The organism is Dethiosulfatarculus sandiegensis, from assembly GCF_000931935.2.
In the GTDB taxonomy this organism is placed as follows: domain Bacteria; phylum Desulfobacterota; class Desulfarculia; order Desulfarculales; family Desulfarculaceae; genus Dethiosulfatarculus; species Dethiosulfatarculus sandiegensis.
Genome location: NZ_AZAC01000014.1, coordinates 446,611 through 467,769 on the forward strand (window position 1 = coordinate 446,611; position 21,159 = coordinate 467,769).

A 21,159-nucleotide genomic window follows, 5' to 3' on the forward strand; every position below is an offset into this window, starting at 1 on the left:
TACGACTTTAGCAACAAAGCCCAAAAGGCCTTATTACTGTTGCGAGGAGTGTATATGCCGTTTAATAGAAAGGTGTTTGGTTTTTTTGTAGTAGTCAGCGTATTGTTCCTCTTTACTGTTCCGGTGTTCGCTGGGGGAGACACCACACTAACCGAATCGACTCCTTTTCCCAGGCCTCTTGACAGCTATGGAGACGCCAAGGACGGCGGTGTTCTTTCTACCTTGCTCAACAGGGCAAAATTAGAGCCTTTTAACGTTGTTGCCTCTCTGATTTTTCTCTTAGCCATTATTCATTCATTCCTAACCAGCCGTTTTTTAAACATAAGCCATAAGTGGAAAGAAAAACATAAAAAGAAGATAAAGGACGGAAAAGTATGCAAGGATTTTGTCTCAAAGAGGGGTGAAATTTTCCACTTCCTTGGTGAGATAGAAGCGGTGTTCGGCATCTGGGCCATTGCCTTGCTGATCGCCATAACCGTGTTTTTCGACTGGCCGACCGCACTTAGATATATAACCCGCGGGGTCAACTTCACCGAACCGTTGTTCGTAGTGGTGATTATGACCCTGGCCGCCACCCGCCCCATTCTCAAGCTTGCCGAGAACATGATGTGGAAAGTGGCGGAAATTTTTAAAGGCACACTTACCGCTTGGTGGTTCACCATTCTCACCCTGGGCACGCTTCTGGGCTCTTTTATCACCGAGCCCGCAGCCATGACCATCTCCGCTCTTCTGCTCTCCAAGAAATTTTATGAGCTTGAACCCAAGGAAACTTTTAAATACGCCACCCTGGGACTGTTGTTCGTGAATATTTCCGTAGGCGGCACCCTGTCCCATTTCGCTGCGCCCCCGGTTCTCATGGTTTGTGGCCCCTGGGACTGGGGAATGGGCCACATGATATTGAATTTTGGCTGGAAGGCGGCCTTGGGCATTATTATCTCCAATGCTTTGTATTTCTTGATCTTCAAAAAGGAACTGAAACGCCTCCAGAAAAAATTCTGTATGCTCAAGCTCAAGGACGAAATACAAAAAAAGTATCTCTGCCGCACAGTGTTGGAGGCCGAATTCGACAAACTCGAGTGGATGTTGGGCGACAAACTTGGATTTTTCAAGCAGTTTGAGGAGCGTGCCGAAAAGATTAAAAAAGAGATCGGAAAGCGCGTACTTGAGCGTCATAATGATATTTTTGTCTCAAAATGCATTGACATGGACGTGGTGAATGAAGCCTTTGAACAGCGCTTTGATGAGATTAAAAAGCGCAAAATGAGGCTCACAATCCCCGGATTGATGCGCGAAAGGGAACGTCCGGTCATAAGGGACCCCGAATGGGATAAAAGAGACGATGATGTTCCTTTCTGGGTTATTGCGGTTCATCTCCTTTTCATGGCCTGGACCATTTACAATGCCCATCATCCTCCTCTTTTCCTTGCCGGTCTTTTGTTTTTCCTGGGTTTTTCTCAAGTCACGGTGCAGTATCAAAACCGGATAAATTTGAAGCCCCCGCTTTTGGTTGGATTCTTCCTGGGAGGACTGGTGGTTCACGGAGGAGTGCAAGGCTGGTGGATATCTCCGGTGCTGCAATCTTTTGGCGATACAACACTTATGATCTCGGCCAGTATCCTGACTTCGTTCAATGACAATGCGGCCATCACCTTCCTTAGCACTTTGGTTCCCTGCTTTACAGAGGAGCTTAAGTATGCGGTTGTGGCCGGAGCCGTTGCAGGCGGCGGATTGACTATCATTGCAAACGCGCCCAACCCGGCGGGCCAGTCTATTTTGAAGGGCCATTTCAAGGATGGCATCTCGCCTGTGCAATTACTTAAGGGTGCGTTAATCCCCACCATTGTCATGATTCTGTGCTTTCTGGTTTTGGAATAGCCTGTCCAGACTGTTTTTAAAATAACTTCTATTTAAGAAAGGCCTGACAGTTCATTTTGTCAGGCCTTTCTTAATTACAAATAATTTAAATGGAGATTGAGACCTGCCTGTAATTCGGCGGCCTTGGCAAGGCATTACATGTAAAAGAGCCCCCCCGAACAGAATTCCCCCTAAACCTTTTGATCAGATAAAAAACAACGGCGTCTGCCGCCAACGCCAACTGTACTGTTTGGTTGATTTTTGATCCCTTTTGGGGGAGTAGATGGAGATGTTTTGCCAACCTCCATGGTTTCGGCCTTTAGTAATATTTAGCTGGCTTGAGGTTTAGTTAAATTCACTGATATGAATCCTTTTTTGTCACTTATAGAGTACTCGCCTTGTAGACCCTGTTCTATTTCTTTTCTTTTTAAATAATTCAATCCCGATAAGTATTTTTAAGAAGGTTGTTATAACGCAGTTAACTTTTATTTATGTGCGTTATTGGGGGTTGGATTTTGCTCTTATTTAACCGATATTTGCCTTGACATGTTTTGAGAAATTAAAAAAATTTTTCCCCTAAAGGGAATAGTGCCTGTTAAGGCTTGATTGGGTTTAAGGTTTGAAAATATTGAACAAAAACACATTGCAAAATTACTAAATAACGATAAATCTGGATTTGCGAGAGGGGACGAATTTTTGGGCTCAACAGATAAATAGCTGAGGCGGATATTTGATAATGACCAAAAAGACCAGCCTGAAAAACGCTAAGCAAGTGGACCAAAAGGCGGGTGAATATTTTGAACAGTGTGATGAGAATAAGAAACCGTATGCCATATCAGGCCTGGCCATGGCTTTGGGACTCTCCAGAAAAGAACTTCTTACAAGGCAGCATGAAGGGGCTATTGGCAAGGCCATAAAAAGAGCTTTGGCTCAATGCGAACTTTCAGCTGAGGAGCGTTTGCTAAACGGAAAAAACGTAAGCGGCGTTATTTTCAGCCTTAAGAGTAATTGGGGATGGACAGATAAACCTGAACCAGAGATCAGGGAAAAGGAATCCCAACCCCTCAAAATCGAACTTTCCCTGAAACCTTCCAGCGTTGACTACTCAGAGACCGAGGTTGGCCATGAATAAGGCGGCCAACACGGTTAACTTGGGTGAGTTGCATCAGCGGCAGAGTGACGCCTGGCACAGTCCTGCCACTGAGATTCTGTATGGCGGGGCCGCGGGAGGGGGCAAGTCTCATCTGATGCGGGTGTTGGCGACTGTGTATTGCCTCAAGATACCAAACCTTCAGGTCTATTTGTTTCGCCGCACCTATCCTGACCTTTGGGCCAACCACATGGAAGGGCCTTCGGGTTTTCCGGTTTTATTGGCCCCTCTCATGGAGAGCGCCGGGGTGACTATCAATTACTCCAAGAATGAGATTCGTTTCAGGAACGGGGCTAAGATCCATTTAAGCCATTGTCAGCATGAAAAGGATGTGACCAATTACCAAGGAGCTGAGATTCACATTCTTTTGATCGATGAGTTAACCCATTTTACGGAAAAGATGTACCGCTTCTTAAGGGGCCGGGTGCGTTTGGCCGGGCTTGAAGTGCCGAAAGAGCATAAAAGCAAATTGCCCATGGTTTTTGCGGCCAGTAACCCCGGCGGAGTGGGTCACAACTGGGTAAAGGCCTCTTTTATCGATCCCCAGCCCCCGCTCAAGGTCTGGCGCACGCCCAAGGAAGAGGGCGGTTTTTTGCGCCAGTATATTCCCGCCCGTTTGGAAGACAACCCCACCTTGATGGAATCCGACCCTGATTATGAATCCCGGCTCGAGGGCTTGGGTTCTCCCGATCTGGTGCGGGCCATGCGTAAAGGTGATTGGAATATTGTTTCCGGCGGGGCGCTGGATGATCTTTGGGACCCTGCGATTCATGTTATTCCGGGTTTTGAGATCCCGCCGACCTGGCGGGTGGACCGGTCTTTTGACTGGGGAAGCAGTAAGCCTTTCAGCGTGGGTTGGTGGGCCAGATCCGATGGTCTGCCTGTAGCTGCCCGCGACGACACACCCCGCCTTTCTGACCAGCTTGTCTTTCCAGCCGGCACCCTTATTCGCATACACGAGTTGTACGGTTGGTCCGGCCGTGCGGATGAAGGGTGCCGCGCGCCTTCCAGCGAGATAGCCAGGCGGATTCTGGAACAAGAGCGCACAGCGGCGGTGCTCAAGAATCTACATGTATTGCCTGGGCCTGCGGACACCAACATTTATCAGGAGAATGACGGGAAATCCATTGCGGACAAGATGGCCAAGGCCGGGGTGCGCTGGGTGCCCGCGATTAAGGGGCCTGGATCACGGAAGACCGGTCTGGAGCTTTTACGGGAACGTTTAAAGGCCGGATTGGCCAGGCCCATGGAAGAGCCGGGTTTGTTTGTGTTTGAAGGGTGCAGGCATTTTATCCGCACGGTGCCGGTGTTGCCCAGGTCTGAGAGTGACCCTGAGGATGTGGAGACCAAGGCTGAAGACCATGTGTATGACGAAACCAGGTATCGGTTATTGGCCAAGGAAAGCGGGGGCGGTTTTTTAGGGGAGAGTGGGGAAGGGGTGGAGGCGTTGTTTGATGAGGGGTGAGGGGGATTAAGAGAAGAGAAAGAGAAGATCTATTTTTACCCCACCCACGCCGCCCTTATTGGATTTGGGAAAAGAGAAAAGGCTTTCTCTTAAGTACCGACCGAGTGCCGGGTTGGGTGGGTAAAGAATAGATTCTCTCTTAGTTGGGGCAAGTAAAAGGAAAGGTTGAAAACCATGGAACATAGAGAGCTTATGAACCGGTTCACTTATCATGCGCCCAAGGAAGGCCAGCCGGAGAAATATGAAGCCATGCGAGCGGAAGCGCTCAAGTTGGCTGAGCTGGTCAATGATTCCTGCCCGGAGAGCAGGGAGAAATCCTTGGCCTTGACCAAGCTGGATGAGGTGGTTTTTTGGGCGAATGCGGCGATTGCCAGGCGGGGATGAAGAGGGGGAAGGCATAGATCCCCTTACAGAAATAAACCAGCCAAGCAAAAGGCGGGCGTCATGTCATGGAGCATCAAAAAAATCAGGTTAAGCGGAGGCAGGGAGAACCTCAGTCTTTGTCTTGCCAAGGGTGACCCTATTGATTTGGCCCGGGTATGGGCCGGGGTGGCCTGGCCCGGGGAGCGGGAGGGGGCCATGGTGCTTTTGGCTCAGTCTCAAGAGGGCAAGGTTTGGGTTTTGGATGAAGCTTATTCGCTCATGTGGCAGGGGTTGGCGGCCAAGCTGGCGGTTTGTCTGGCCAATGAGGGTCTTAGCCGGGTTTATCACCAAGAGGATGATTTTGGCCTGGCCTTTAGGGAGCGGGTCAACCGGTATGTGCGGGAGCACGGGTTGACTGTGCGTGACGGTTGGGGCGGAAGGAAGACGATTCCGTTTTCTGATGCGCCCTTTTGGCAGCGGCCCGAGTTTGCGGTGCAGGTTGTACGGGATTGGTTCAAGCCAGAGCAAATGACGGTATTGGCCGGGGCCAAGCGGCTTAAAGATGAGATCAGGCAGGCAGCTGCGATGAGTTTGGAAGAGGCGGCCCGGGCTTGGGAAGAGCTGCCCGGCTGGCAGGGGCTTTGTCACTGTTTGGGTGGGATGGATGTTTGCAAGTTGGGGCAGGAGAAAAGAGTGGGAGAAGAGCTTTGGGAAAAGCCGGGGGATGAAAGGACGGGGTTTTAGTGGGGTTATGGGGGATGAAGAGTAAGAGAAGATCTATTTTTACCCCACCCACACCACCCTTTATGGATTGGAAAAAGAGAAGAGGGAATTTTGAGGTATTTATCTCTTTTTAGCGGCATTGAGGCCGCAAGCGTTGCCTGGCGGTCCCTGGGTTGGGAAGCGGTGGCGTTTGCCGAGATAGAGCCGTTTTGCTGTGCTCTGCTCGAACATCATTATCCGGATGTGCCAAATCTAGGGGATGTAACTAAGACTAATTGGAGTGACTATGCCAATGGATCATCAGCTGACCTTATTGTCGGCGGTTCCCCGTGCCAGGCTTTTTCGGTCGCTGGCCAAAGGGGAAGTCTCACTGATGACAGAGGAAAATTGATTTTTAGATTCATAAGGATTTGCGATGATATTAACCCAGATTGGATTGTTTGGGAAAACGTGCCCGGAGTGCTTAATACCCGGGACAACGCATTCGGCCATTTCCTGGGAGCAATTGTTGGAGCAGATTCCCCCCTCATATCGCCGTATTCAGGGGGAGTCTGGCCAAGTGCAGGTTTGGTGTCTGGGCCCAGACGTCAAGCGGCTTGGATTATTAAAGATGCGCAATTTTACGGAGTGCCCCAAAGGAGGAGGCGTGTCTTCGTCGTTGCCTCAAATTTTGGAGCATGGCCCTGTGCCGAAGCGTTATTTCCTGTCGAAAGTTGCATGTCGGGGCATTCTGCGCCGGGCAGCCAAACGGGGCAAGAGACTACGGGAGCCATTACAGACAGCGTTGGAGCAGGCGGCGCGGTAACGGCATCGCTTACAACCAATCCGAATGCAGATAATCATGGGCAGGACAGTAAACTGGTAGTCACCCACCCCTTGACCGCAAGATATGACAGTGGCGAAGACGGATGCGGAAGGGGAACCCCTCTTGTTGCCGCTGCTCTTACATCGCATTCCCCCAGGTTTGACGCCGCAGTGCGCCGCCTAACGCCGCTTGAGTGTGAGAGATTGCAAGGTTTTCCGGACGGCTACACTCATATTTCGTATGGCCGTCCTAGATGCCCCGATCAATTGTGTCCAGACGGCCCCAGGTATAGAGCCCTGGGAAACAGCATGGCAGTGCCTGTCATGCGTTGGATAGGCGAACGTATCAGCCAAATCGAAGAACAAATTTAAAGGAAGCCAAATGCCCAAACCACAAGCCGGTGAATACGCAAGGATAAGGCATCACTTGGACAAGGCTTTGGAGGAAGCCAAGGCCTGGGATGAGGTGAAGGCCGAAGACCGTAAAAAGGCCTATCGCTATTACCGGGCGCGCAAGCTGGGCAGTCCGCGGCCTGGTCAGCCCAAGGTGGTTTCTTCCGATGTATTGGACGCGGTCGAGGCCATGCTGCCGGATCTTCTGGAGATATTCGCGGGCAGTGAGGAGCCTGTGGCGATCAAACCGCGCACCACCCGGGCCACTGATTCGGCCAGGTTGAACAAGCATCTTTTGAAGTATCAGCGTGAGCGTCAACTCAACTGGTTTGAGTTTCTCTACACCTGGCTCAAAGACGGATTGCTTTACAGAAACGGCATTTGCCGGTGGGGCTGGAAGTATGAGGAAAGGGTTCACGAAGAGCGCTATGAGACGATCTTTCTGCCCGAGCTTCGACAAAAGCTGGACCAGGGGGCTGAGTTGGTCTCCTATGATCAGGAGATCCCCTCGCCCTTGGGCGGCCAGGCCCTGGGGCTCACCAATGCGGTGATAAGGGAAATAGAAGTTATCACGGATCAGCCCGAGATAGAGGTTATACCGCCGGGCAATTTCCTTATCTCCCGTTCGTCCAAGGCCATAAAGAATGCGCCTTTTGTGGCCTTGCGTGATTTTCCCACCAGGTACGAACTCAGGCAGGTCAAGGAGCAGCTGGGCTATTTTGACCTGAACGCCATACCCAAGGAGAGCGTGAGTTCTACCGAGGAAGAGCAGTCTTCTTTTCAGGAGATAGGCCGGGAAGACCCTTATGCCGGTGATGACGAGGGTCCGGGCCAGTGGGACAGGGTTGAGCGGTTTACCTGTTATGTTCTGTGGCCCGGTGATAACGGGGAGATGGTTCCCATGGTGGCCACCCTGGCCAATGAGCGGCTCATTGGCTGGCAGGAAAATGTATTCAAGGAGCCGCCTTTTCTTTCCTGGTCTCCGATTCTGGACACCCACAAGTTCGAGGGCATATCTCTGGTGGACCTCACCATGGAATACCAGCACATAAAGACCACCTTATGGCGGGCGCTTTTGAGCTTCATGGCTCATCAGACAGCCCCTCAGCATTTATACGAGCGTGACGCGGGCGTGGACCTTAACGCTCTTTTGGCGGGCAGACCGCATAGCCTGATTGGGGTGGACCCGGGCAAGCTGGGGGCTGTGCGCGCCTTGGAGCGGCCCCAGTTGGGCCAGGATGTGTGGCGGTTTATTGAGTTCTTGGAGGCGGGCAAGGAACAGCGTTTGGGTGTGACCAGGCTGAACCAGGGGTTAATGGGCGGGAGTTTGAACGATACTGCCCGGGGGATGATGAGCCTCATGCAAAAGGCGGATAAACGCCTGCGCCTTATTGCCCGGCTTTTTGCCGAGATGGGGCTCAAGCCCCTGTTCCGCAGGCTGATCAAGATGAACCAGGATTTTATTGATCAGGAGATGGTTTTGGGGGTGAGTGAATCAGAGGATGTGACCCTTTCCCCCGAGATGCTCGGTGGAGACTTGGATTTGGTGGTGAATGTGGGGCTGGGCAATTCAGACAGCGCCATGACCATCCAGCAGATGCAGCAGCTTTTGGGGATCTTGTTGCAGGTGGGGCAGACGCCCCAGGGCCAGGGGTTGATTACCCCGCAGAATATTTATCATGTGGTGCGCCACATTGTGGAGGCCATGGGCAGGCCGGGAGCCCAGTTTATTACGGACCCGGATGAACAGGGAGGCATGTATGGATTTGCGCCAAACGGACAAGGCGCTTATGGAGCAGCGGGAGCAGGAATGCCTGGACAAGCTGGACCTGGCCCGGCTGGGCCGGGAGTTGTTGGACCACCCGGCATGGGGCCGGGTGGTGGAGCCGTGGCTCAAGAGATCCCGCCTGAGCTTATGGCAAGGCTTCAAGCAGCTCAAGGCCAAGGACCCGGAGGAGTACTTAATTAAGGCTCAGCATTACCAAGCCGCCCTGGTGGTTTTGGATGGTTTTGAGCGGGGGATTAAAGAGGTTCTGGCTGATGGGGATGCTGCGCTTTTAAGCCTCAGGGAGATTGCGGAGCAAAGAGAAGAGGCCGAGAAGCAAGAGGAAGAGTGGAGGGCTTGGGAGGATAGGCATGAGGGGTGAGGGGGTGAAGAAGAGGGGGGAGAAGAGAAGGCAAGAGAAGAGAAGGCAAGAGAAGATTCTATTGTTACCCCGCCCTCACCACCCTTTATGGATTTAAGAGAAGAGGAAAGAAGAAGAGGCATTCTTTTTTTAATACCGACCGAGGGCCGGGCCGGGTGGGGTAAGTATAGATCCCCTCTTGAGCTAAACCGGGATAAAGCGGGGAGGAAAAATGAAAAATCACGGCAACGGCGTCACGGTGGACGTGATCGAGTCAGCATTGCTTGGGTCTCCAAGGGGTTGCCTTTCCCTGCCATAAGCCCAACCACTGACCTGTAGGCCGGTTCGAATCCGGCCCGTTGCCGCCACTAAATGAACGAATAATTGCACGCATATTTTGTGAAAGCAATTTGTAAATATACGGGGATAGAGATTCAAAGTTAATTAAATCGATAAGTTAAAAACGGGAGATTAAGAAAATGGGAGACGAAATTTTGACCAACCCGCAGGGAGAGAAGGCAGCCAACCCTGGACAGGGAGCTGATGAATTTTCCACAAGCGGGAGTCAGTTTAAAGAGGGAGATCTTGTGCGCGTGGAGCATCCGGACTTTGACCAGGCCGATGACGCGGCAGTCAAAGCAGACGGAGAGGCCGCGGGCCAGGCCCGGGATGGGGCGGCCATGGGTGAATCCGATGAACGGGAAACCGGGGATCAGGCCGGTTCTGAGCAGAACCGGGAGGGTGATTCCGGGTCCGAAGAGGGGAAACCCGTGGCCACCTTGACCTATCGGGGTCAGCAGGTGCCGATCAAGAGCCGGGAGCAGCTGATCGAGCTGGCCTCCAAGGGTCTGGACTACACCGCCAAGACCCAGATGGCAGCGCCTTATGTGCACCTGGCCCAGGCCATGAACGTTTTGGAAGCCAAGGACCCCCAAAAGGCGCAGCAGGTGATCGACATATTGAGCGGCAGGGAGCAGTCCGGTGCGCAGAAGGCGCAGAATGCGAACCAGGCCGAACAGTTTTTTATCACCGATGAGAACGGGCAAAAGCTGCCTGTGGACAACACCTTTATTCAGGCCTTGGACACTGTTTTGCAGGCAAGGGGGCTTACGCCCGAGGCCCTGCAGCAGCAGCTTAACCAGCAGCAGGACCCGAACCAGGCGGCGGCCAGTCAGTATATGAGCCGGTTGGTGACCAAGGAGCAGGTGAACGAAGTCAGCTCTTATGTGAAGAACACCTTTGGCCGGGACGACTTTATGCAGGCCATACCCATGATTCAACAGGAGATGGCCCAAGCGGGCATAACCCAGGGAGACCCCAGGGACAACCCCACCACCTGGATTCAGGCTTATCAGAACCTGGCCCTTTCCGGCCGTCTGCCCCAGACCAAAATGGCCAAGCCCGAATCCAAGAGGGGGCTTAAGCAAAAGGCGCAGAGCGGCAAGTTCAGCGATGCCGAGGCCAAGGCGGAAGCCTGGCAGCAGGCAAGTAGGCAGGCGCTCAAAAGTGGAGAAAATCAGGATTTTGTCCGGGCTGTGGGGGCCAGGATCTCGCATCCGGACTTTGAGAAGGAGTAGGGGGAGAAGAAAAAAGGAAGGGAAAGAGGGAAAAAGATCTTCCAAGTTTCTTTGAAAAACAAAGTCTCCTCTCCTTACCTCTAAAAAGGAGACCAAGAAAATGCAGACCACATACGACACTTCAGGCAACCGGGAAGACCTCTCGGATCTGATCACCAATATCAGTCCTGAGGATACGCCGTTTTTTACGATGGCGCCCAAGACCAAGGCGACCAACACCTATCACGAGACCCAAAAGGACAGCCTGGCCGATGCGGCCGAGAATGCCCAGCTCGAAGGCTGGAGCATTGGGGATGTGACTCACACCACGCCCGACCGGGTGGGAGGCTACTCCCAGATCCTGATCAAGGATGTTGAGGTGAGCGACACTCAGAAGGCGGTTAACCAGGCGGGAGTCAAAAACGCCTATGACTACCAAGTGACCAAGAGACTCAAAGAGATAGCCCGGGATATCGAGTTTGCTTGCATCAAGGGCACGGGTGCTGCCGGAGACGCCACCCATGCCCGCAAGATCAAGGGCGTCATGGCCTGGATGACTACCAATGCGACGGATAACGCGGGCACAACCGCGCTCACCGAAGACGGCTACAACGACATGTTGCAGACCGTATGGCAGAACGGCGGGCATCCGGATGTGACCCTGGTTAACGGCACCTTGAAAAGGGTCTTCAGCGGGTTTACCGCCGGTTCCACCAAGAATGTGGAATCCAAGTCCAAGAAGCTTATCGCTTCGGTGGATGTGTATGAATCCGACTTTGGCCTGCAGAAGATTGTCTTGGAGCGCTACATCAATAACGATGATGTGGCGATTCTGGAGAAAGATCTTTGGGAAGTGGCTTTTTTGCGCAAGACCAAGCATGTGCCCTTGGCCAAGGTGGGCGATTCCACCCGGGGCTATGTGCGGGCAGAGCTGGCCTTGGTGGCTCGGAACGAGGCGGGCAACGGGAAGATTGAGAACTGTGATATTTCCTAGGCCAGCGGGTTATTAAAAGATTCTAAAGATATTCATCCGGCCTGGGTGAAGGCCCTGGCCGGATGAAATCAAAAGGGAGTTTTCATGTCTAAAGAAACCTTTGGATGCTTTATAGGCACGGACCCCACCTATGCCGGGGATATGAGCGGTGAGGCGCTTACCTTGAGCGGGGACTTGGTCGTAAACAATGGCCAGGTGGAAGGGGATTTGACAGTCATTGGCGATAGCCAAATGACAGGTGATCTGGATGTGGGCGGGGATCTTATGCTGACTCCGAATCCCTCCACCACTGTGCCATCTATGACCGTGGGCCAGGTGACGCCCATGGTGAGCGGGAGCACCCTTTATTTTAAGTATCAGCAGGCGGCAACTACGGTTTTGAGTGGGGCGGTGGCGCTGAGTTAAGGGGGGAAAAGAGAAGAGGAAGAGAAGATTCTATTTTTACTCCGCCCACACCACCCTTATTGGATTTGGGAAAAGAGGGGAACAAGAAAAGAGGCTCTTTTCTCAACTACCGCCCGTGGGTGGCGGGGGAGGGGAAAGAAGAGATTCCCCTCTTAAATCCCCTGACTTTTTCTCAAGTTACAGCAAGAAAGGAAGCCCCATGCCGACCATATCCATAGTCAAGGGTCAAGAGCTTGAATTTATAGGCGATGAATACCGCCTTAAGACTCGGGTGGATTCCGCGCCTCAGGATATTTTGAATTTCAGGGAGCAGCAGGCGACCGGGGGTTGGAGCAAAAAGCGCAGCCTGCGCAAGGTGGCATCGATCCCGGTTGAAATCTTTTCCCGGCTGCCGCCTGAGATAAGGAACGATGACCGGGAGCTTAAGAAATGGATCAAGGCTCATCCGGAGATGTGCACAGCAGACAGGATGGGTTTTTAAAAAAGGGGGGATCATGAAAAGAATTATCGTTTTAGTGGTTTTGGCCGGGTTGGTGATGGGGAGCTTGGCCGGGTGTGCGGGGAAGGATGAGCAAACCGCCTATATGCAGGCCCAACTCCAGGCCTTGGCCCTACAAAAGCCCTTGCTTGAGATCGAGGGTTTCAAGGATCAGCCCATTGTTTTCAAGAAGCTCACTGTTTACGCCCCGGGCCAGGGGCAAATACAGCAGTATGTGGACCCCTGGGCCAATGTGGCTACCAATGCCCTGGGTGTGTTGGGTGCGGTTGGCGGCATTTGGGTTGGGGGTGACGCGGCGGTGAGGTTGGCGGACACGGTGGGTAAGCATGCATCGGCTGTTTATACGCACAGTTATAACCAAACGGCCCCGCCTCCTGAGCCGGTGATTGTTACCCAGCCGGAGCCGATTGTGGTTAAGGGGGAGTAGGGGGGAGAGGGGGATTTAAGAGAAGAGAAGATTCTATTTTTACCCCGCTTGAGAACACCCTTATTGGATTTTGGGAAAAGAGGGGGACAAGAAAAGAGGCTCTTTTCTTAACTACCGCCCGAGGGTGGCGGGGGAGGGGAAAGAATAGATCCCCTCTTGGGAAAAGCGCCCCTCACAATGCCTTTAAGCATGGGAAAGGGAAGACAACCCATGAAAAAGCAAGCAAGCAGGATCAGCACGGACAAGCTCGGTCGAGAGGTTGAGCTTTGGACAGTGGAAGAGCTGCAACATGATCTTGACACAAAATTGTTCCCCGGCATGCCGGTTACGGTTTATCGGCCTTGGGATTGGTCCAAACCTTTTGATTCCTGGTTGGCGGCCCGGATTCGGGCGTATTCCAGCGAGATTGTGGGCCATGCGGCCAGTGAGCACCACGCCATGCTTTATACCGGTTTGGGCAGGGTGGCAAGCCAGGACCGGCAATACAAGGTCAAGGACCTGAGTGACTATGTGGGTGACACCCTCACCTTTTATATGCCGCCTTGGTCTGGTGAGCCCCAGTTTAATATCTGTGTAGAGGCTAAGCGCTATGAGGGCCAAGAATACGGCTATTTGGACATAGCCGGTCAGGTGATGCGGGCCTTGACCGGGCGGCGGGCCTGGGTGCGGGCCATTGGGGATAGTGACAACTGGATATGCAGTGAGGCGGTTTGCCAGATTATCCGGAAAACCGCTGCCCCTGATTATGGGGGCGGGCCTTATTGCGACCACACGCCCCAAGGCCTGGCCGACTGGATGATATCCCAGGGTTGGGGGGTTCGCAGGATAAAGGTGATGGCGTGAACTTAACCGAACTGTTGCTTTTTCTGGGTTATGCGCTTTTGACCGTCTGCTACGTGCCCCAGTGGTGGCGGGTTTTCAGGACCAGGCGGGTCGAGGGGTTGTCACCGGTTTTTATCTGCCTGGTTTTCCTGGGGTTGGCCTTGATCCAGATCGGGCTGGTTTTGGGGCGGATATCCGGCGCGCTTATGTGGGGCAACGGGTTTGCGCTTATAAACGCGGGCCTTCTCTTGGTTGCTTATTTTTCAGTCAGGAACAAGGGGGTGAGCCATGGCCCAGCCTGAGACCGGAATAAAGGCGTCCAGCCTGATTCAGTCCGCCTGGTGGGATCTGCGTTCCGATGAGTCGGGTGACTACACCAGGCAGGAGATGCTGGGATATTTACAGCGGGGTTTAAGGCTCTTGGCTAATGAACTGGCCGCGCGCAAGTCCACCCTGGTTTCCAAGACCATTCAGAGTGGCAGTGTGGACTGGGCTTCTGAGATAGCGGGCGGGGTGATTGCTCTGCCTGAGGATTATTTAAGTCTTTATGACCTGCATGTGGAGGGGCGGACCGGCTTAGGGCCTTTGGGGCTTATATCCGCGGCTGACCGGTTCAAGATCACAACCGGCTCGCCTGGTTGGTATTTCCTGGACCAGGGGAGTTTGCATGTGATCCCCGTGCCTGCCGACGGGGCAATTATTTATCTGCGCTATGCCGCCTTGCCCGAGTTGGCTCGGGTGGCGATTCCCACCACGGATGCGGATACAGCCGTTTTACTGGATGCGCATAATCTGCCTTTTCGGGGGCTTTTTGATGAGGCGTTGAGGCAGTTTGTGGCTATGAGCGCTGCCAATCGGAATGAATATGACACCAGGGTGGAGCAGGGGTTGTTCCGCATGTTGGCCAAGACTGCCCATGATTTGGCCGGGCAGGAGAGCTTGGAGCCTTTGATCAGGCAGGTTGACTATCCGGATGTGGGGTTTGATTGGACGGGGGGGGATTAAGAGAAGAAAAGATCTATTTTCACCCCGCTTGAGACCACCCTTTATGGAATTTAAGAGAAGAGGGGAACGAGAAAAGAGCTTTTTTTTAGTACCGCCCGAGGGTGGTGAGGGAGGGGTAAGTATAGATCCCCTCTTAACTTTCCCCAAATAAACGGAAAGGTTGACAAATGCGCAGTGCGGCCAAGCAGTACAAGGTGAAGCGCAAGCAGGCCTTGCAGGCGGGGGGCATGGTGACCAGTAAGGAGCCTTGGCTTATTCCCCGGGGCAAGCTGGCCCGGGCCGTGAACATTCGGCTTATCACCACGCCTTATGGAGACGGCAAGCTGGCCTTGCAGGCGGTTACCAGGCCGGGGAGCAGGCGCTTGAGCGCTTCACCCCTGCCCGGCGGGCAGGCGATCAAGGCGCACTTGCGTTATCTGGGGGTGGATTTTGTGGCCGGTGACACAGGCCTTTACCGGCTGGTGGATGGTGAGCCGGTCTTTATCTGCTCCCTGGCTTCTGCGCCCGAGCTTTTGCCTTATAGGGGCAAGGTCATGGTATTGGACGGCGGGTATGCCAAGTCCGTGGACCCTTCGGACGGGTATGCCTGTTCCGTGCTTTGGGATGAAGACGGCTACCTCTGGGACTGGCTGGATGCGGATACAGACGCAGGCCAGAAGCTTTATTCAGGCTCTGTGACCAGGTTTGGAATCAAGGACGCCAGCCCGGCCTTTGGGCCTGGCGCCATACCCATTACCCAGGTTTCGGTTTGGCTAAGCCGGGTGGGTTCTCCCACTGGTTCGGTTTTAGTCAAGGCCTATGCGGCGGATGGAACCACGCTGCTTGGTTCCGGTGAGCTTACCGACCTGGCTACCACCCTGGGCACGACTTCCACCTTGCAAAGCCTTTACCTTGAGTCCGCGGCGGGTCAGGAACTTTCCACGCCCCAGAACACGGAGCGCTATATAGTAATAGAGTATGCTTCCGGTGATTCATCCAACTGCGTGCAGGTTCATTATGCCAATGTGTCCTCGGGCGGCAAGGGGGTGTCTTATTCCGGGTCCTGGTCTTTACAGGCAACCAAACAGCCGGTCATGGCCGTCACTCCAGGGCTGCCGCCCATGGCCTCCACCGGGGCGGTGCGGGATGATCGGCTATGGTTGGCAGGTGGTGACTGGGTTGACGAGGCGGACAAGTCCAAGGCTCATTACTCGGGTTTGGGCAACTGCTGGTCCTGGGGTTCGCGCATGTATGTGGGGGGCAGCGCGGGCTGGATCGGGGTTGACCGGCTCGACGGCGGGGTGATCAACCAGATAACCGGCTGGTTCGGCGGCCTGGTCATCAGTAAATCCGGCAGGCAATCCCTGCACCTTATCTCGGGCCGCATACCGGGTGAGGACCTGGGAGTGACCCGGCTCTTTCTTGATGAGGGCTCCCAAGGTAAGACGCTCACCCAAAGCGGCAACAGCCTTTTATTTCTTAATGACGCTGTCCTGGCCCTGGAAGGGGTGCAGGAATTCGGAGACGTGCGCAAGCTGCCGAGAAGCAGGGATATTCAGAACCTGGTGGATCAATACCAGGGAGAGGGCGCTTTCAGCGTGTATCACAGGGCGCACGACCAATATTTTCTGCAGCTTCCGGGCCTGGATTCCACCCTGGTTTTGCACCTCTTGCCCAGGGCCTGGACCATGTATTCCTGGGCCGGGTTTGTTCCCACCTGCTTCAGCCATGACGACGCCACCACCTTTATAGGGGCTGACAACGGGCATTTGTATTGCCTGGAAGAGGACCTGACCGGGGTGGACGGATACTTGAGCGGGGCCGAACCTGGGCAATCCTGGCAGGTGGAGCTTTGGGGCGGCATGGATGATTATGGACACCCCGGCCTGGACAAGCATTTCAAGAACTTGAGCTATGACCTTTCCGCCCGTTTGGGCTGTTCCGGCGAGATCCGCTTTAAAAGGGATTTTGCCAAGCTGGTCGAGGACCGGCTCACCAGGCAGTTGAGCGAACCCCTAGACGATGACGTAACCGTGGGTGAGCTGGTGAGCCTTATTGTGGGATCTGACGGGGAGCTTTATTCCGTGGGCCTGGGCAGGGCCAGGAAGGGCAATCAATCCATTAACTTTGTGGCCAAGCTGGCCCAGGTGGGGCTTTATCTCAACCCGGGCGGCGCGCCGGTTTATCTGGGGCCGGTTACTTTGGACCTGGCCCCCATGGGGAGAAGCTGATTCATGGCCAATCCGCCTAACACCTTTACAGATGAAAGCAACTGGAAGTCCGCTCTGGATGCGCTTTTGGCCAATGACCAAGAGCTTTTCGGGCGCATGGACACCTTAAACGCTTCCAATACCGAGTGGCTGGCCAACTCCTGGGAAGTCTTTTATGTGGAAACAGACCAGTTTTCCATAACCGGTGATGTGGCCGGGCATTTTCCGGAAGACCGCATGGTGCGTGTGCAGCTGAGCACGGGCTATGTCCATGCCTTGGTTCTGGGGGCGTTTTATTCCGCCGGTTTGGATCAAACCCTGGTGACCCTTAAGGCTGAGGTTTTGGACAACACCATAAGCCAGGTGAACCTGGGCATATTGACGCCCGGAGAGGAGAGCGCGCTTCCCGGAGATGTGGTGCGCACAAGCGGGGATCAGGAAATAGCGGGCGATAAAATTTTATCCGGAGACAGCCTGGTTACAGGGACTCTTTCCCTGCCGGAGGGAACTGCCGGAGCGCATGGGGCCAGGCTGGATCAGGTGCCAGGCAAAAACCGCATTATAAACGGCGGTTTTGATGTTTGGCAGAGGGGAGAGTCGTGGACACCCGCAGCCAATGGAGACTACACGGCAGACAGATGGCGAATCAGTGCGGATGATTACACCCCGGATGTAAGCCGCCAGGCATTCACACCGGGGCAAACTGATGTGCCGGGGAATCCTGTTTATTTCATGCGCATTAGCGATTCAGGTATAGCAGCTACAGCTAACAGTCAACTTATTCTGCAACATAAAATTGAAAGCGTACACACCTTTGCCGGAGAAAATGTAACCCTTTCCTTCTGGGTCAAGGCAGCAACTGCCGGTCAAATGTTTTTGGATTTGCGGCAGTATTTCGGAATTGGTGGCAGTGATTCTGTCTTTCCACCAGGCGTGATCAAAGACATAACCACAGATTGGCAACGGATAACACACACCTTTTCGGTTCCCGGCATCTCCGGCAAAACTATCGAAGAAGACAATAACCTACAAGTGAATTTATGGTTCGCTGCGGGCAGTGATTCCGATTCCCGAACCGGCTGGTCAGGAGGTTACACTCCAGCATCTCTTCAAATCGACATCGCAAATGTGCAGTTGGAAGCGGGAGGGGTGGCAACTGATTTTGAGCAACGGCTGCCGGGCGAAGAGCTGAAGCTGTGTCAGCGGTATTACCAAGTAATGGGAAAATATGCCGAGATGACGGGCATAGCAATTTCAACCGAGCGGGTTTACTGTTACAGCCCCACAAAAGTACATATGAGGGTGCCCCCATCCATCACTCTGCTGAGCACCACACCAAAATTCATTTTAGACGGATCTACTAAACAGGCTACAGCTGCCTCAATTATAGGCACAACTCCAACACGTGATGGCATTGCAGCAAACGTTGACGGGTTCCCCTCAATGACAATTGGAATGGCTGGGACTTCTATTAACCCTGAGCCGTTTTTAGCCCTGGACGCTGAACTATAAGGAGGTGGGATTATGTCCATTCAGCAGATCAAAATCAACGAAAACGGCCAGCCAATTATATTCTGGGCTGATGGTAAAACCACGGCAGTGCCAAATCTGGGGCGACTGCAACAAATTCCCGAGGCCCAGGCTTGGCTGGATGAGGGCGGGCAAATCATCCCTTATCCTCAGCCCACCCCGGCCGAGGCCCTGGCCCTGGCCAAGCGGGAAAAGCACCGAAAGCTCAAGCGCAATGTGCAGCGCTTCATTTGTTTCAAGCCAGACGGATCCACCCGGTATGACACGGACCTCAAGCTGAACCTCATGGATTACATAAGCGAGAGAAAAGAAGCGGGGTTGAGCCCGGCTCCGGCTGATGCGGTGCGGGCCTGGATCAGGGAGGTGCAAGGGGAGTATCGGGAACTTTGCATCGCTTTGAAGGCGGCTGTGGACCAGGCCGGGGTTGAGGCGCTTGATATAAGCCTTGCGCGTTTGGAGGGGCTTTTTGGGGTGCAGGGTTCCCGCACCCCTGATCCGGATGTTTACACCAGCGATTTATGGGGGGAGTGACATGGAGTTTATCCAACTGCTCACTGCCGCGGGTTCGCCCGCCGTGGTGGCTGTGGGCGCGGTTTATTTCCTGATGAAAAAAGACTTAAAGGAAGTGCGCCGGGATGTGGCAGAGCTTAAGGAAGAGGCCAGGCATTGCAAGGAAGAGCGCTGCCGGGTTGAAGCTGTGCTGCATGACCGCGTAACCAAGAACCAGACCAACCTGGCCAACCTAAAGGGCAGGATGAACGGCCAAGACCAGGCAAGGGGGGCGGCATGATAGACCTTTTAAAAACCATTCCCGGGCTTGAGACTCCGGACCTTTTGAAGCCTTTGTTCAACAACCAGACCAGCCAGAACATCCAGGCCAACCAGGGAAGCGGGCTGTTGGGGTTGGGTGGCTATCAGCCCCCGGCCCAGGGCCAGAACCTTATTAACACTCTGCAGGGCCAGAACCAGGGGGCAAACCAGCTTGCGCCGGTCGCTCCCCTTAATCAGCAGACCCAGGTTCAACCCGAGCCCAAGCCCGAGCCCATACGCATACCCAATGCTTCCAGTTTTTCCGGGCCTCCGGGCTGGCTCGACAGCTTGGTGCGCTCCACTGCCACGGGTCCCAATGGAATGGATTATTGGTGGAATCAGAACCAAAAGGATTATCAGAACTCCAAACAGGATCTTAACAAACGATGGTATCAGAATTACGGGAGCGACAGCCGGGCGGGAAAGTGGCTTAGTGATCTGCGGACCAGCAGCGGGCAGGCACTGAACGATCAAAAAGCGCAGCATGACAAATGGTGGGGAGACGCCCAAAACGCCTATGGTCAGTACCAAAGCGCCATAGACCAGATGGCCGGTGCGCCCGCGCTTTATGACCAGTGGGTGGACCAGGCGGGCAAGGCCTATCTGAACCGGCAGGACCCTTTTGAAGACACCTTGCGGAACCCCTTGAACCGCATGTCCGCCTCTGGGGCTTTTGACTCCAGCCTGACAAGGGATGTGACAACCGACTTGGCCAGGCAAAGGGCCAAGGGTTTCCAGGAGCATCAGGAACAGCTGAACACCCAGGCCTTGGAGCTTAAGGCTCAGAACCTGGCCCAGATGGCCGACGCCCGGGGAAACGCGGCCCAACTAGGCGGGCTGATGGCCGATCAGGCCCTTTCCGGCCGAAACGACATTTGGAACCAGCTTCTGCAATCCAGGCAGAATGAGGCCCAATTGGCCGCCAACCTGGCCGACCAGGCCTGGGCCTCTAGGTTGGGGTATTACAACTCCCTTAACCAGAATGACCTTAATTCCCTTAACTGGCTGGGCAACCTGGGCAACCTGGCCAGATACAACACAAGCAACACGCCCCAGCTAAACATTCTGCCTTATCTATAGGAGAAGGTGACCATGGGACTTTTAGACCTGAACCTGGCCCGGAACTTTAAGAACTTCCGGGACCGGGAAGAAGAGGAAAAGGCCGCACAGGCCGCCCAAAACCAAACCTTGCCCTTGACCGGGAACATGGGGAGCCTGAGCGCGCAGCTTCCCCAGGCGCAGACAAGCGCCATGGGACAGGAAGCGCCCGAATTGCCGGTTATCCCGCCCCGGCTCTCTTGGCAGCTTGACCAGCCTGACGACGGCCTGGGTGGATACGGCAGGCCCATAAACCTCTTCAGCCAGCCGCTTATGGCTTATCGGGGAGACTTTGGCCCGGATATCCAGCAAAGGGCCCAGGCCATGCCTTGGCTGATGCAGCTGGTGGAGCGTTATAACCAGCCCAACCCAAGGCTTGCCATGCAGGGGCTCATGGGCATTGACACCAAAGGCGGGGTTGCCTGAAACCAGGCAAAAAAGGAGAAAAGAATAATGGGACTTCTCGACGATCCAGTGGGAGCCTTGTTTGGAAGCGGAGAAAAAAGCGGCGCAATTGACCCGAGGCTTAACCGTGATCCTGCCGGGCAACGCTGGTGGGACACCTGGGAGCGCATGTATCAGGGCCAAACTTCCCCCGAAAACATCCTGGCCCAGGCTTACAACCTCATGACCGAGCCCATAGAGATTAAGGCAAACGGCGCGGTTGTGCCCATACACCGCATGGCAAGGGCAGAGGGCCTTATGGGGCTCTTGCAGCCCTGGCAAAGCGGCGGCCAGGCACTGGAACAAGGGAGGATGGGGACAACTTATTACAATCCGGGAGATAGCGGGATTTTGGGTGGAGCCATATCAAATTTTGCAGGCGGATTCGGAAGAGGCTTTGGTCTTAAACTTGGGGAATAGGTAATTTTAACAGGGCGGCCTGGAATAATGCCAGGCCGCCCTGTCTTTTAGGTAATAATATTTGGTGGCTGATCATTACGAT

The 21,159-nt window shown here is 54.0% G+C and carries 22 protein-coding genes; all 22 read left to right on the forward strand.

Annotated elements, in window-relative coordinates; all coding sequences use genetic code 11:
• Positions 1–54: 54 nt before the first annotated feature.
• Positions 55–1,875 carry a putative Na+/H+ antiporter gene (locus tag X474_RS11645; protein ID WP_044348958.1) on the forward strand — a complete coding sequence of 607 codons (1,821 nt, stop codon included), beginning with the start codon at positions 55–57 and terminating at the stop codon, positions 1,873–1,875.
• Between the two features lie 715 nt (positions 1,876–2,590).
• Positions 2,591–2,986 (forward strand): terminase small subunit, encoded by a 396-nt coding sequence (locus tag X474_RS11650; RefSeq protein WP_044348961.1) that lies wholly within the window; start codon positions 2,591–2,593, stop codon positions 2,984–2,986.
• Positions 2,979–4,469, forward strand: a complete 1,491-nt coding sequence (locus tag X474_RS11655) for a phage terminase large subunit (protein WP_044348963.1) — start codon at positions 2,979–2,981, stop codon at positions 4,467–4,469. Before X474_RS11650 ends, X474_RS11655 begins: the two co-directional genes overlap by 8 nt.
• Before the next feature lie 174 nt (positions 4,470–4,643).
• Positions 4,644–4,853, forward strand: coding sequence for an Acb2/Tad1 domain-containing protein (locus X474_RS11660; protein ID WP_044349128.1), 210 nt, complete (start codon positions 4,644–4,646; stop codon positions 4,851–4,853).
• Positions 4,854–4,913: 60 nt separating this feature from the next.
• Positions 4,914–5,576: a hypothetical protein gene (locus X474_RS11665; protein ID WP_044348965.1), complete on the forward strand. Its 663-nt coding sequence runs from the start codon at positions 4,914–4,916 to the stop codon at positions 5,574–5,576.
• 90 nt (positions 5,577–5,666) lie between these two features.
• Positions 5,667–6,731 (forward strand): DNA cytosine methyltransferase, encoded by a 1,065-nt coding sequence (locus X474_RS27270; protein ID WP_044348967.1) that lies wholly within the window; start codon positions 5,667–5,669, stop codon positions 6,729–6,731.
• Between the two features lie 10 nt (positions 6,732–6,741).
• Entirely contained in the window at positions 6,742–8,721 is a 1,980-nt protein-coding gene (locus X474_RS11675; RefSeq protein WP_044348969.1) for a portal protein, read from the forward strand.
• Between the two features lie 636 nt (positions 8,722–9,357).
• A complete protein-coding gene (locus tag X474_RS11680; RefSeq protein ID WP_044348971.1) occupies positions 9,358–10,455 on the forward strand; it encodes a hypothetical protein in 1,098 nt (365 codons plus the stop codon).
• Positions 10,456–10,555: 100 nt separating this feature from the next.
• Positions 10,556–11,428, forward strand: a complete 873-nt coding sequence (locus tag X474_RS11685; RefSeq protein ID WP_044348972.1) for a DUF5309 domain-containing protein — start codon at positions 10,556–10,558, stop codon at positions 11,426–11,428.
• Between the two features lie 84 nt (positions 11,429–11,512).
• Positions 11,513–11,833 (forward strand): hypothetical protein, encoded by a 321-nt coding sequence (locus X474_RS11690; protein WP_044348973.1) that lies wholly within the window; start codon positions 11,513–11,515, stop codon positions 11,831–11,833.
• Positions 11,834–12,032: 199 nt separating this feature from the next.
• Positions 12,033–12,314 (forward strand): hypothetical protein, encoded by a 282-nt coding sequence (locus tag X474_RS11695; protein WP_044348975.1) that lies wholly within the window; start codon positions 12,033–12,035, stop codon positions 12,312–12,314.
• 13 nt (positions 12,315–12,327) lie between these two features.
• Positions 12,328–12,759, forward strand: a complete 432-nt coding sequence (locus tag X474_RS11700; RefSeq protein ID WP_044348976.1) for a hypothetical protein — start codon at positions 12,328–12,330, stop codon at positions 12,757–12,759.
• A 210-nt stretch (positions 12,760–12,969) separates the two neighbouring features.
• On the forward strand, positions 12,970–13,602 hold the full coding sequence (locus tag X474_RS26120; protein ID WP_044348978.1) for a hypothetical protein: 633 nt from the start codon (positions 12,970–12,972) through the stop codon (positions 13,600–13,602).
• Positions 13,599–13,883, forward strand: a complete 285-nt coding sequence (locus X474_RS11710; RefSeq protein ID WP_044348980.1) for a PQ-loop repeat-containing protein — start codon at positions 13,599–13,601, stop codon at positions 13,881–13,883. The genes X474_RS26120 and X474_RS11710 overlap by 4 nt, the downstream gene beginning before the upstream one ends.
• Positions 13,870–14,586, forward strand: a complete 717-nt coding sequence (locus X474_RS11715; protein ID WP_044348982.1) for a phage adaptor protein — start codon at positions 13,870–13,872, stop codon at positions 14,584–14,586. The genes X474_RS11710 and X474_RS11715 overlap by 14 nt, the downstream gene beginning before the upstream one ends.
• A 167-nt stretch (positions 14,587–14,753) precedes the next feature.
• Positions 14,754–16,796, forward strand: a complete 2,043-nt coding sequence (locus X474_RS11720; protein WP_044348983.1) for a hypothetical protein — start codon at positions 14,754–14,756, stop codon at positions 16,794–16,796.
• A 3-nt stretch (positions 16,797–16,799) separates the two neighbouring features.
• Positions 16,800–18,287 (forward strand): hypothetical protein, encoded by a 1,488-nt coding sequence (locus tag X474_RS11725; protein WP_052515116.1) that lies wholly within the window; start codon positions 16,800–16,802, stop codon positions 18,285–18,287.
• 12 nt (positions 18,288–18,299) lie between these two features.
• Positions 18,300–18,836, forward strand: coding sequence for a hypothetical protein (locus X474_RS11730; protein WP_044348985.1), 537 nt, complete (start codon positions 18,300–18,302; stop codon positions 18,834–18,836).
• Between the two features lies 1 nt (position 18,837).
• Positions 18,838–19,095: a hypothetical protein gene (locus X474_RS11735; RefSeq protein ID WP_044348988.1), complete on the forward strand. Its 258-nt coding sequence runs from the start codon at positions 18,838–18,840 to the stop codon at positions 19,093–19,095.
• Complete coding sequence (locus X474_RS11740; RefSeq protein WP_044348989.1) at positions 19,092–20,195, forward strand: hypothetical protein; 1,104 nt, start codon at positions 19,092–19,094, stop codon at positions 20,193–20,195. Before X474_RS11735 ends, X474_RS11740 begins: the two co-directional genes overlap by 4 nt.
• 12 nt (positions 20,196–20,207) lie before the next feature.
• Complete coding sequence (locus X474_RS11745; RefSeq protein WP_044348990.1) at positions 20,208–20,639, forward strand: hypothetical protein; 432 nt, start codon at positions 20,208–20,210, stop codon at positions 20,637–20,639.
• A 27-nt stretch (positions 20,640–20,666) separates the two neighbouring features.
• On the forward strand, positions 20,667–21,077 hold the full coding sequence (locus X474_RS11750; RefSeq protein ID WP_044348995.1) for a hypothetical protein: 411 nt from the start codon (positions 20,667–20,669) through the stop codon (positions 21,075–21,077).
• Positions 21,078–21,159: the final 82 nt, after the last annotated feature.

Coding starts and splice junctions, on each gene's coding strand:
- X474_RS11720 (WP_044348983.1), top strand. CDS start 14,754: ATGCGCAGTGCGGCCAAGCAGTACAAGGTGAAGCGCAAGCAGGCCTTG.
- X474_RS11645 (WP_044348958.1), top strand. CDS start 55: ATGCCGTTTAATAGAAAGGTGTTTGGTTTTTTTGTAGTAGTCAGCGTA.
- X474_RS11665 (WP_044348965.1), top strand. CDS start 4,914: ATGTCATGGAGCATCAAAAAAATCAGGTTAAGCGGAGGCAGGGAGAAC.
- X474_RS11685 (WP_044348972.1), top strand. CDS start 10,556: ATGCAGACCACATACGACACTTCAGGCAACCGGGAAGACCTCTCGGAT.
- X474_RS11750 (WP_044348995.1), top strand. CDS start 20,667: ATGGGACTTCTCGACGATCCAGTGGGAGCCTTGTTTGGAAGCGGAGAA.
- X474_RS11715 (WP_044348982.1), top strand. CDS start 13,870: ATGGCCCAGCCTGAGACCGGAATAAAGGCGTCCAGCCTGATTCAGTCC.
- X474_RS11680 (WP_044348971.1), top strand. CDS start 9,358: ATGGGAGACGAAATTTTGACCAACCCGCAGGGAGAGAAGGCAGCCAAC.
- X474_RS11695 (WP_044348975.1), top strand. CDS start 12,033: ATGCCGACCATATCCATAGTCAAGGGTCAAGAGCTTGAATTTATAGGC.
- X474_RS11690 (WP_044348973.1), top strand. CDS start 11,513: ATGTCTAAAGAAACCTTTGGATGCTTTATAGGCACGGACCCCACCTAT.
- X474_RS11655 (WP_044348963.1), top strand. CDS start 2,979: ATGAATAAGGCGGCCAACACGGTTAACTTGGGTGAGTTGCATCAGCGG.
- X474_RS11730 (WP_044348985.1), top strand. CDS start 18,300: ATGTCCATTCAGCAGATCAAAATCAACGAAAACGGCCAGCCAATTATA.
- X474_RS11675 (WP_044348969.1), top strand. CDS start 6,742: ATGCCCAAACCACAAGCCGGTGAATACGCAAGGATAAGGCATCACTTG.
- X474_RS11650 (WP_044348961.1), top strand. CDS start 2,591: ATGACCAAAAAGACCAGCCTGAAAAACGCTAAGCAAGTGGACCAAAAG.
- X474_RS11700 (WP_044348976.1), top strand. CDS start 12,328: ATGAAAAGAATTATCGTTTTAGTGGTTTTGGCCGGGTTGGTGATGGGG.
- X474_RS11735 (WP_044348988.1), top strand. CDS start 18,838: ATGGAGTTTATCCAACTGCTCACTGCCGCGGGTTCGCCCGCCGTGGTG.
- X474_RS26120 (WP_044348978.1), top strand. CDS start 12,970: ATGAAAAAGCAAGCAAGCAGGATCAGCACGGACAAGCTCGGTCGAGAG.
- X474_RS11725 (WP_052515116.1), top strand. CDS start 16,800: ATGGCCAATCCGCCTAACACCTTTACAGATGAAAGCAACTGGAAGTCC.
- X474_RS11740 (WP_044348989.1), top strand. CDS start 19,092: ATGATAGACCTTTTAAAAACCATTCCCGGGCTTGAGACTCCGGACCTT.
- X474_RS11745 (WP_044348990.1), top strand. CDS start 20,208: ATGGGACTTTTAGACCTGAACCTGGCCCGGAACTTTAAGAACTTCCGG.
- X474_RS11660 (WP_044349128.1), top strand. CDS start 4,644: ATGGAACATAGAGAGCTTATGAACCGGTTCACTTATCATGCGCCCAAG.